General features: G+C 59.3%; 7 protein-coding genes and 1 riboswitch. Of the genes, 5 read left to right on the top strand and 2 right to left on the bottom strand.

What is annotated here, in order from left to right; translation table 11 throughout:
* The first annotated feature begins 358 nt into the window (after positions 1–358).
* Positions 359–1,375: a superinfection immunity protein gene (locus tag HKD24_RS15310; RefSeq protein ID WP_228124366.1), complete on the top strand. Its 1,017-nt coding sequence runs from the start codon at positions 359–361 to the stop codon at positions 1,373–1,375.
* A gap of 7 nt (positions 1,376–1,382) precedes the next feature.
* On the opposite strand, the gene HKD24_RS11845 is transcribed toward HKD24_RS15310, so the two are convergent.
* Positions 1,383–2,723, bottom strand: a complete 1,341-nt coding sequence (locus tag HKD24_RS11845) for a voltage-gated chloride channel family protein (RefSeq protein WP_194260466.1) — start codon at positions 2,721–2,723, stop codon at positions 1,383–1,385.
* A 34-nt stretch (positions 2,724–2,757) separates the two neighbouring features.
* Positions 2,758–2,836: riboswitch (Fluoride riboswitch) on the bottom strand.
* Positions 2,837–3,005: 169 nt separating this feature from the next.
* On the opposite strand from HKD24_RS11845, the gene HKD24_RS11840 reads away from it, so the two are divergent.
* From HKD24_RS11840 to HKD24_RS11825, 4 genes are all read left to right on the top strand, one after another.
* Positions 3,006–5,642, top strand: coding sequence for a M1 family metallopeptidase (locus HKD24_RS11840; protein ID WP_228124365.1), 2,637 nt, complete (start codon positions 3,006–3,008; stop codon positions 5,640–5,642).
* A 109-nt stretch (positions 5,643–5,751) separates the two neighbouring features.
* Positions 5,752–7,392 carry an ABC-F family ATP-binding cassette domain-containing protein gene (locus HKD24_RS11835; RefSeq protein ID WP_194260464.1) on the top strand — a complete coding sequence of 547 codons (1,641 nt, stop codon included), beginning with the start codon at positions 5,752–5,754 and terminating at the stop codon, positions 7,390–7,392.
* Between the two features lie 303 nt (positions 7,393–7,695).
* On the top strand, positions 7,696–9,630 hold the full coding sequence (locus tag HKD24_RS11830; RefSeq protein WP_194260463.1) for a hypothetical protein: 1,935 nt from the start codon (positions 7,696–7,698) through the stop codon (positions 9,628–9,630).
* A 131-nt stretch (positions 9,631–9,761) separates the two neighbouring features.
* Positions 9,762–11,054: an MFS transporter gene (locus tag HKD24_RS11825; RefSeq protein ID WP_194260462.1), complete on the top strand. Its 1,293-nt coding sequence runs from the start codon at positions 9,762–9,764 to the stop codon at positions 11,052–11,054.
* 61 nt (positions 11,055–11,115) lie between these two features.
* On the opposite strand, the gene HKD24_RS11820 is transcribed toward HKD24_RS11825, so the two are convergent.
* Entirely contained in the window at positions 11,116–11,727 is a 612-nt protein-coding gene (locus tag HKD24_RS11820; protein ID WP_194260461.1) for a YceI family protein, read from the bottom strand.
* Between the last annotated feature and the right edge of the window lie 33 nt (positions 11,728–11,760).

Raw genomic sequence — 11,760 nt, 5'->3', positions numbered from 1 at the left:
TACACAATACGACAGGGGACAACCGATTATTACGCCAAAAAACTTGGTTACGGGTGCTGCTCTGACAGTTGCGTTGGCTGGTGTCTTGCCATGTGCCGCGGCACCCCGACCTCTGTCCCCCATTGCCCAGACGAAACTGGAAAACGGTTCGCATGCCGCTCTTTCTACACATGGGATCGTTGCAGCCCTGGATGTCAGGCGTACTGCGAAATGCAAAATTCCGGTGATCTGGAGTGATGCTGACTCCAATCCAACCTCGCCCTGCAGCCTGGCATTCCTGACACTTCGTACACCTGGCAATGCTCATTCCCGCCCCGTCTCCTTTCCGCTGTCTCCTTACGGCACTGAGGATGATGGAATGGCGCAGCTGAAAATGTCGTTCCGTCAACTGGACGCGTCTTCCCCGTTCCCTCAGGTCATGGTGTCCGCTTACACGGGCGGTGCCCATTGCTGTTCGCTCACATCCATTTTCGATCTGCGTCCAGACGGGCGCTGGGCCCATCTTGAACTGGGAGCACTGGATGGAGATGGCGAACCGGATGTCGTGGATATTGCCGGTAACGGCCAGGAAGAAATCCTGACGGTCGATCAGTCCTTTCTTTATGCTTTTGCGTCCCATGCCGGATCGGAAGCGCCTGTCGTGATCTCACGGTATCATGACGGGGTGCTTGAGAACGTCACCCGCGACCCGGCTTACCGGAATTATCTGAGAGACGATCTGTCGAACAGACGGCGCAAATGGATCCAGGCAGGGCGTTTCGAACCCAATGGATTCCTGGCTTATGAAGTCGCGACCAGAGCCAATCTGGGAGAATTTGCCGAGGGCTGGCGTGACATGCTGGCGCATGCACAGTCCACAAAAGCGTCCGGGTTCGGCTTGTCAGCATGCGACCTCAAACCTGCCGCAGAGAAACAGAACGGCCATGCCTGCTCCTCGCAGGAGAAAGAGCTGTTGCCTTTCCCGCAGGCGCTGGCGGCCTTCCTCCAGCAAAACGGCTACATCACGCCAGAACAGGTCGCCTCTGTAACCGAAACCCGAAAACCCGTCCCAGCCGAACCGCAGCCGGTGCCTGCGCCTCCCACCTCTGAATCAGCACAGAGCGGCAATTCGTCCCCGTCTTCTGCCGCGGCCAAGCCCCCTGAAACGGATCAGGCAGTCCCACCTTCGGGACTTGTTGCAAAATCGGGAGCACTTTTTCCTGTTCTCGCAGGCCTCGGTCTGGTGCTGTACCTCGTCCCGCTCCTGATTGCCTATCGCCGCAACACGCCCAATCAGCACCGTGTTGCCATGATCACCATCCTGCTGGGCTGGACCGTCATCGGCTGGATTGCGGCACTGGTCATGGCGCTTTCGCAGCCTGCGCGCAAAAGGTAAGCGTCAGTCAGTTTTCCTTGCCGGTCTGCGGTACTCTGGCCTCACGGAGGGTCATACCGCAGATCGCATCCCTGAAGCGGCTTTTGGGAGTGCCGATCCGCTGGGACAGGTAGATGCCGGTATGGCCGGAACAGACATAGGCCACGAAGCAGCCGGTCGCGAAATAGACGATATCCGCCCCGCCAAACAGTTCGACACCCATGAGCATACAGGCCACCGGCGTGTTCGCAGCACCGGCAAAAACCGCCACAAAGCCAACAGCCGCCAGCAGATCGACCGGTACATGCAGAAGCGGCGCCAGAACGTTTCCTGTTGCTGCACCAAGAAAGAACAGCGGCGTGACTTCCCCGCCCTTGAACCCTGTCGCCAGCACTGTGACCGTGAAGACCAGCTTCCAGAACCAGGACCAGGGATAGATGTCAGGGCCGAAGAAGGTGACAATGGATGCTCCGCCCGGCTCCGGAGGCAGGACGCCCAGCCCCAGATAATCCCGGCTTCCAACCAGTGCGACCAGCAGGATGGTCAGGATGCCGCCGATGGCCGGACGCAGCCATGCCGTAGGACAAATTTTTTTCATAACAGCGGCCAGACGGTGCACACTCTCGGCGAAAATCCGGCTCATCAGGCCGAACGCCACCGCCGCTATCGCAATCCGTACCATCAGTCCAAGATCGACGTGAGAAACCGAACCATCCGAATTCAGGGTGCCCTGAAACACGAGGGGATAAGACGCATGATGGATCCCCCACGCACGGCAGGACCAGTCCGCAATGATGGATGACAGGGCGGCGGGAACAAGGAACCGGTAGTCAACCTGTCCCAGTGTCAGGACTTCCAGCGCGAACACCGCGCCTGCGATGGGTGTTCCGAACACAGCGCCAAACCCCGCGGCAATACCGCAGGTCAGCAGAACGCAGGTTTCCGGACCCCGCAGCCTGAACAGCCGGGCCGTGGCACTGGCCAGACTGCCGCCAACCTGTATCGCCGTCCCTTCCCGCCCGACAGAAGCTCCGAAGAGATGGCTCACGACCGTTGCAAGCAGAACGAGCGGCGCCAACCGGAGCTGAACGCCCGCCCCCGGCTTATGGATCTCGTCCACAATCAGGTTCGCACCGGCCACAACATTCCGCCCGAACCAGAAATAACACAGCCCGACGGCCACACCGGCGACCGGAAGGCCAAACAGCAGGGCCGGATGGTCGATCCGGCAGGATGTGGCGAGTTCCAGAAGCCAGAGAAATAGGGCACAGGCACTGCCGATGCACACCGAGAGCACGGCCAGAATGCCACTCAGGCAACACAGTGCGATGATACGGGACAGTACGGGCTGAGTCTGAACTTCACGCATAACGGACACAATTCTCCTGTCATGTCCTAATGGACGTTTGACAGGAATCATCAGCTTCCGGGTGAAGCGGTTTGACCGGGACCGGTCAGGCAGAATCCATTGCCCTCTGCGTCCAAAAGAGCCCGGCGCTCCCTGATCTGTCAAGTCTGGAGAGCGTCCCAGATGACAAGGTTTTTAGGGACGGACACTTTCCCGCATGACAGGGCTATGCCACCGTAACCGTAACAAAAGCGAACGGCCTGTTCCGTTGCCCCATCCGACTGTTTCAAGGAATTGCGTTTGATGCGCCGCTTTCTCGTTCTGACAACCCTGCTTGCAGGACTGCCCCTCGCGCTTCCCGCCCATGCCGAAGGCACGTTCTCCTTCGACACCACACCGGGTCAGCTGCCGAAGACTGTCGTACCGACGGATTACATCATTGATCTGACGACGGACATGGAGCATCTGACGCTTCAGGGCGATGAAATTGTCCGCGTCGAGGTTAAGAGCCCGACTGCGGATGTCACGCTCAATCAGGCAGGCCTCAAACTGGCCAGCGCGCTTCTGGACAATTCGCAGAAGGCCGAGATCCGTCAGGATGATGCCGCGGAAACCGTTACCCTGCATTTCCCGGCCCCCGTTCCGGCCGGTGTCCACACGCTGGCCATCAAGTATTCCGGGCCGATCCTGAAAACACCGAACGGCATCTATATTGACGACTACACCGACCCGGCCGGCAAGCCGAAGCGGATGCTGGTCACGCAGTTCGAAGTCGCAGACGCACGTCGGATGTTCCCGGGCTGGGACGAGCCAGCCTTCAAAGCAACCTACCAGCTGAACGTCACGCTGCCCTTCGAATACGCGGCTGTCAGCAACATGCCGATCATCGGCACGACGCAGCAGGACGCCAAGACGAAGCGCGTCTCCTTCAGCCCGACCCCGCGCATGTCGAGCTACCTGCTCGCGCTGGTGGCCGGTGACATGGCCTCCGTTGACGGCAAGGCGGACGGCACGCCAATCCGCGTCTTCGCGCCGAGCGGTCTCGAGAGCCAGGGGACCTATGCACTGGGCGCCGCAGAGAAGATCCTGCCCTATTACAACGACTATTTCGGCATCAAGTATCCGCTGCCGAAGATGGATATGCTGGCCATCCCCGGCAACTATCAGGCTGGCGCGATGGAGAACTGGGGCGCGCTGACCTATATCGACAACGTCCTGCTGTTCGATCCGAAGAACAGCACGCCACGCACCCGCGAGCTGATCTATGAAGTCGTTGCGCATGAAATGGCGCATCAGTGGTCCGGCGATCTGGTGACCATGGGCTGGTGGGACAATATCTGGCTGAACGAGGGCTTTGCCTCCTGGATGGAGATCAAGGCGACCGACAAGATGAACCCCGACTGGGACATCTGGCCGCGCCAGCACGAAACCCGCGAAGCCACGATGGCCACGGACGCCCTGTCCACGACCCATCCGATCCAGCAGGTCATCCACAATGTCAGCGAAGCCAATTCCGCATTTGACGGGATCAGCTACGGCAAGGGCGAACTGGTCATCCGCATGATGGAAGGCTGGCTTGGTGAAGACCATTTCCGCGACGGGATGCGCGCCTATATGAAGGCCCATGCCTTCGGCAACGCGACCAGTCAGGATCTGTGGAACGCGCTCTCCGGCACATCGGGACAGGATGTCGGCAAGGTTGCCCGCAGCTTTACCGAACAGCCCGGTATTCCGCAGGTCAATGTCGCGGCAATCTGCAAGAACGGCCAGACGACCTACACCCTGACGCAGAGCCGCTTTACGATCCACGACCCGAATGCGAAGGCCCTGACCTGGAACATTCCGGTTGTCGCAGGCGGCCCCGGCCTTGAGACCAGGAAGCTGGTGCTGGGTGCGGAACCCGCCACCTTCACCCTGTCCCGCTGCAATGCGCCCCTCAAGCTCGATCTGGGCGAGAGCGGATATTACCGCGTGCATTACGACGATGCTGCCTTCGCCCCGATCGCCGCATCGATCTCAAAATTTGCTCCCGTGGACCGCGCCAACATTCTTGGCGACCAGTTCGCGCAGTTCCGGGCCGGGCATGGCGCGCTGTCTTCCTATTTCGACCTCGTGGACCGGCTGACCGCCGCGCATGAGACCGACATTGCCACGCTCGAGGAAATCATCGGCAAGCTGGAAACGCTCGATTTCTATGAAATCGGCAGCCCGGACCGCCCTGCATTCCAGGCCTATGCCCGCAGCCGCCTTGCCCCGGTTCTGAAGCGTCTCGGCTGGGACCAGAAGCCGCATGAAAGCGTGCTGGACACAATGCTGCGCCCGTCCGTCATCTCGGCACTCGGCACCTTCAATGATCCGGCCGTATTGGCCGAAGCCAAGCGCCGTTTCGCAATCTGGCTGAAAAACCCGGCCTCCCTGCGTCCCGATCTGGTCGGTACGGTTTCGGCCCTTGCGATGAAGCATACCGACGCCGCAACCTACGAGATCATGGCCAAGAAGGTCCGTGACACCCAGGCGACCGAACTCAAGCTCCGCCTGTTCCAGGCCCTCGCCAACGCCACGGATCCTGACCTGATCCGTCGCAATGTGGAACTGGCCTATAGCGGCGCCATTCCGAACGGCCGTATTTCCATGGCACTGTCACAGGTCGCCTCTGCCAGCGAAAATCCGGACCTCGTCTGGAAGCTGGTCCGCCAGCATGAGGCCGAGATCCGCACGCATCTGGCCCCTTGGTCACAGGACGGGTTCCTGCCGGCCATCGCAGGACATTCCAACAATCCGGAAATCCTGACTGAGCTTCAGAAGGATCCGTCTTCCAGCAAGACGACCGGCGCCAAGATTGCCACGGCCCATGCCCTCAACACCGTTGCCGCCCGTCAGGAAGCGGTTCAGGCGACCCAGAGCCAGATCCATGACTGGCTTGCCGCCCACACCCACTGACAACAACACCCAGACGAGGCGGAAAAGATCCGCCTCGTCCCTGTCCGGGGCGGTCAAACTGTTATAGGGATGGCGCTCCCGTTTTACCGCCACCGGACCATCCTGCCCCATGCTTCAGATCGAAAACCTTGTCTTCAACGCCTGGGGACGACAGTTCTTCAATCGTGCAAGCGCCAACCTGCCCAACCCGTCCAAGGTGTCTCTGGTCGGCCGGAACGGCGTCGGGAAATCCACACTTTTCAAACTGATCAAGGGCGAGCTTCAGCCGGATTCCGGTGAGATCGTCATCCCCCGCGCCGCCCGCGTGGCGACCGTGGATCAGGAACACCCCGCCACCCCCATCAGCCTGATCGACACGATCCTCGCGGCCGATACGGAACGCGCGGCCCTCATGGCCGAGCTGGAAACGGCCGATCCGGAGCGGATGGGCGATATCTGGATGCGCCTGATCGAAATCGATGCCGACAGCGCCCCTTCCCGCGCTGCGGAAATTCTCAACGGTCTGGGCTTCTCCACAGCCGACCTCGATCGCCCGATGGCCGAATTCTCCGGCGGCTGGCGGATGCGCGTGGCGCTCGCCGCCGCACTTTTCGCCGAACCTGACCTGCTGCTGCTCGATGAGCCGACGAACTATCTCGATCTCGAAGGTGCCCTGTGGCTGGAAGCGCGCCTTGCCCGCTATCCGCATTCCGCGCTCATCATCAGCCATGACCGCGAACTGCTGAACAATTCCGTCGATTTCACGCTGCATGTCACGGAAGGCAAGCTGGAACTCTATACCGGCGGATACGACGATTTCGAGCGCCAGCGCGCCGAGAAGATCCGCCTGCAAAGCGCCACCCGCGCCAAGCAGGAAGCCGAGCGCGCCCATCTGCAGTCTTTCGTGGACCGCTTCAAGGCCTCGGCCGCCAAAGCCGCACAGGCGCAGAGCCGCGTCAAACGCCTCGCCAAGCTGGCCCCGATCGAAACCACGATCGAGGCTTCGGTCTCACCGTTCCTGCTGCCCTCGCCCGCTCGTCCGCTGGCACCGCCGCTGATCCGGCTGGAGAATGTGGAAGTCGGCTATGGCGACGATCCGGCCATCCTGCGCGATCTGAACCTCAGGCTGGACGTGGATGACCGTATCGGTCTGCTAGGCGTCAACGGTGCCGGCAAATCCACCTTTGCGAAAATGATCGCTGGCGCTCTCGAAGTCCGCTCCGGGGAAGTCTCCCGCTCCCCCCGCATCGAGGTCGGCTGGTTCCATCAGCATCAGATCGAGGCGCTCGATCCCGAACAGACCCCGCTCGATATCATGCGCGAGGCACGCCCGACGGACAGCGATCAGTCCCATCGCTCCCGTCTGGCGCAGTTCGGCATCCATTTTGAAAAACAGGGCACCAAGGTCGAGGCCCTGTCCGGTGGCGAGCGCGCACGCCTGTTGCTGAACATGGTCGCCATGGCCGCACCGCATCTGCTGATCCTCGATGAGCCGACCAACCATCTGGACATCGACAGCCGGCGCGCCCTGCTGGACGCCCTGAACAGTTACGAAGGTGCGGTCATCCTCATCACCCATGACCGCTCGCTCATGGAACTGGTCGCGGACCGTCTGTGGCTTGCTGCGGACAATCAGATCGTCCCCTTCGATGGCGACATGGATGATTACGCAAAGTTTGTTATTGAGCGCGCCCGCGGCGGAACATCCGCGCCATCCCAGAGCGCGGCAAAGGAAAAGCGTTCAAAAGGCAAGAAAAAGAAGGCCAAATAAGAAAATAGCGGGATCTTTATCAAGACTGTCTGTATTTGAACAATTTTATCCGGTCGCCCCATTTCTCGCATACCAGAGTGAATTATGGGACATATAAGGCTGAATATACTCTTAACGGACGTGATAATTTGGCATTCCATTACATAAATAATATGTAATTTTCATTATTTTTGAGGTGAATCAATTTTCAAACTTCCGTGAAAGCGTAAGTTTCTGCCTTACGGACAGCTTCTGATGGCATGATCAGCATGCCTTTGCAGAAGCTGGAAGAATTCCTTGAATGGACTTTAGGAAGGGCGGAATGTGTCTCCTTTTGGTGGCCTGACAATCGCGGGAAATCGCTTACCCAGACGATACAGACTGCTACTGGGCGCCGTATTCTTCATCGGCTCCCCCGTTACGGCATTTGCACAGAGCGCAGACGATCAGGAACTGGCCGCAATCAAGGCCGAGATGCGGATGCTTGAAGGTCGCCTTCAGGCCATCGAGCAACGCCGCCATGTCACCACGGCGACACAGACAGCCCACTCGGCCTCGGCAAAATCATCCGTTATCCGCAAGTCTGCGCCTCGGGTTGAAACGGCACGCGTCGGGACGGCACCGCACACTTCAGGCAGGAACACCCCCGTTTACCCTGCTGCGCCTGCTGGCAGCAGGATTATGCCGGTCTCAACCGCCGGCTTTGCTCCTGCAGCCGTTACCGGAAGAGCCGCAACCGTTCCTTCAACTCCTGCTCCAGCAGCCACTGATGTTCATCAGACGCCGCCCCCACTTTTCCAGTGGCTGGGCAATCAGCGTAATGAAGCGCACCGGACGTCCATTGACCTGTCATCATCCAGTCCGCTCGCGATTACCCAGACCGAAGTGGACCATCTTCCGCCTATTTTCCAGATCGGCAATCTGACGGTCCGGCTGGGCGGATTTGTTGACTTCTCCAACATCTGGCGAAGCTCCAACATGACAAGTGGGCCCGCGACGGCCTGGAACAATTTTCCCTATGCCAACAGTCCCAATCACGGGCTGAGCGAAGAGCGTTTCTCGGCACAGCTTACGCGTTTCTCCACGCTTCTGGAGGCTAATCCGACCAAATCCGTTCGCCTTCAGGCTTATGTTGAAAGTGATTTTGGCGGTTCTGGCGGCACGACCAACAGCGTGCAGATCAACGGCTATACGCCCCGTCTGCGACAGGGATATTTCACGTTCACAGAGAAAAACTGGGGACTGCATGTTCTCATGGGCCAGGCCTGGAGCCTGACAACCAATTACGCCAAGGGCGTTATTCCCCGGCAGGAACAGCTTCCGGCCGTGACGGATAATAACCAGATCCCGGGCATCACCTTCACCCGTGTGCCGCAGATCCGCATTGCCAAGGACTGGGACAGGAAATACTGGATCGCGCTGTCGATCGAAGATCCCCAGGCGACGGTGGGCTTCTCTGATGCACTCAGTTCCGGCGGAACCCTGCCCGCCAGTTACGGACGTCTGGCCGGGCCGCGTGTCTATTATGCCAATAGCGGCGGGGTCCTTCTGAACCCGAATACGCAGTACAGCTACAATCCGGCCCCTGATATCGTGCTCAAAACGGCGGTCGATACGTCATTTGGCCATTATGAAGTCTTCGGTCTGGCCCGCTGGTTCCGTGATCTTGTGCAGCCGGCAGGCGAAAACCATACCCACAAAAGCGCCCAGTTTGGTGGTGGCGTGGGGGCTGGCATGACCGTGCCGCTTGGAACCGGCAAGCTTCAGCTAACCGGAAACGTGCTTGCCGGTCAGGGTGTCGGGCGCTATGGGCCCAGCCTTATTCCTGATACGACGTTCGATCACAACGGCAATCCCAGCCCGGTTCCGGAAATCATGGGCTCGCTTGGGCTCGTCGGGCATCCGGCGAAGTCCGTGCTGCTTTATACCTATGGCGGTGTGGAGAGCGCGGGACGCCGTACCTATCTGGGCGCCGATGGCTTCCAGCATGGCTATGGCGCAACAGACCTGAACCTGTCCGGCTGTGAATACGAGTTCGGAACATGTTCTGCCCAGACAAGAACACTCGCCTCCCTGACGACAGGCGGCTGGTGGCACTTTCTGGACGGCCATTACGGCAGTGTCATGGGCGGGCTTCAGTATACCTATATCCGGAAGTTCGCCTTCAAGGGCAATGATGGCGCGGATCATGCCGTCGATCCCACGACTTATGGACATACGGTGTATGTAACCTTCCGTTATTATCCCTTCCAGCAATAAGATCTGGTGAAACATTCAGATTACCTGAAAAATCATTCCATCAAGCGGACAACTATCTTTCCAAGACTTTTGCGCCCTCACAGTCATGGTTCCCGGTCTGACAGACCATCCATGACACACTGGAGAATTTCATGTCTGGCACAACAACACAGGCGCCTCCCAAGCCCCTGAATCCGTCACCATCGCAACCACAGAAACTTCAGCCACTTTATGTGCTGTCCTGGTTCCTGTGCGCGCTGTTCTATTTCTATCAGTATGCCATCCGTTCCGCTCCCGGCATCATGCAGGATGAACTGACGCAGGCCTGGGGCAATAGCCATCTCGGCCTGATGATCGCGTCCTATTACATTGTCTACGCGCTGATGGCCCTTGCCGTGGGCGTACTGCTGGACCGCTACGGCGCCCATGCCATCATGCCGATGTTCATTGCCATCACGGGCGTGGGCTGTCTGATTTTCGGTCAGGGCAGCCTGGTTGCGGGTATTGGCGGTTACATCATTCAGGGCATCGGTGCGATCTGTGCCTTCGTGGGCGCATCCTACGTTGCCGCGCGCTATCTTCCGGCCCGGACGCTGGCGCTTTTCGTCGGTCTGACGCAGTGCATGGGTATGGCCGGGGCCGCCTTCGGTTCCAAGCCGACGCGCATCCTGATTGATCCGCATGGTTCGTTCCATATCCCCTGGCAGTCGGTCTGGCTGGGCTTTGGTGTCATCGGGCTTCTGCTGGCTGTGGCGGTCTTTTTTGTCATGCCGCGTGATACGGGCGACAGCGCCCAGCATCACGGCGATTTCTCCGTGGCCAACCTGCTTCGTCCCTTCAAAATCATCTTCTCCAACCCGCAGAGCTGGATTGCCGGTCTGGCTGGTGGCCTGCTCTTCGTGCCGACCACGATTGGTGCGCTGGGATGGGGTGCTCTGATGTTGAGCAAGGGCGAGCACACGACGATGGGCTTTGCCGCCACGGACGTCTCAATGGTCCCCATTGGCTGGGTCATCGGCTGTCCGCTTCTGGGCTGGATTTCCGACAAGATCGGCCGTCGCAAGCCTGTCCTGATCGGCGGTGCTCTGGTGCTGCTGGCGGCATCCCTCTGTGCACTCTATGTCCCGGTCGGGGTCCTGCCGCATTATACCGTAGCCCTGGTTATGGGCATTGCGTCTGGCGCTGCCATGATCCCGTTCTCCTCGATGAAGGAAGTCAATCCGCCCGAGGTCAAGGGAACGGCTGCGGGTGTCATGAACTTCCTCGTGTTCGGTACGACCGGCATCATGTCGCCGCTCGTTTCCGCCCTGATGGGCAAGGATGCGCCGGAGACGATGGAACAGTTCCATACCGCCTTTCTGCCGCTGGTCGTCGGTATCGGAATTGCCATTGTGCTCGGTTTCCTGCTCAAGGAAACCGGCTGGAAAGTCCGCAAGACGTCCTGATCTTTCCGGACAGTCCGAAAAAGAAAACGGCCCACTTCCGTGGGCCGTTTTTTTATGCGCGTTATTTGGCGGCAGTCTTTTCAAACGCCCCGGCAATCGTCAGCGTCACGTCATCGCCGACATAGGGAACATATTTCTTCACGCCGAAATCGCTGCGATGGATCGTCGCTTCAGCCTGAAAGCCGACCGTATAGGCCTTGTCCATCGGATTAACGCCCGCGCCCACGAAATGGACGTGCAGGACTTCCGGGTGCGTGACGCCATGCAGCGTCAGGTTGCCGGTCACCAGGGCCTCATCCGTGCCTGTACGGCGGACCTGCGTCGAGACAAAGGTCGCGTCCGGATATTTCGCGACATCGAACCATTCACTGTTCCTGAGTTCGCCGGTCAGAACCGTGCTGGTGGTTGAAACACTTGAAACCAGGATGGTCACGTTCAGGTGCGAGGCCTCCGGATGGGCCGTATCAAGCTGAAGCGCGCCGGTGACGCCGGAGAACTGGCCGGAATAATAGGTGAAGCCGAAATGCAGCACGGAAAAGCCGATCTGCGTATGGCTGGTCTCGACCGTATAGGCACCGGACTGCACATCCGCAGGGTTGGCGGCATAAGCCGTAGAAGACAGGAGTGCGAGAGCGAATGCAGCGCCTGCGCTCTTGAGAAGACGTGTTTTCATGATGTCATGATCTTTCTAGGTGAAGCGAGTTGA

The sequence above is a fragment of the Gluconobacter vitians genome (assembly GCF_015244565.1).
GTDB classification, from domain to species: domain Bacteria; phylum Pseudomonadota; class Alphaproteobacteria; order Acetobacterales; family Acetobacteraceae; genus Gluconobacter; species Gluconobacter vitians.
This window is presented reverse-complemented; position numbering and strand designations above follow the sequence as displayed.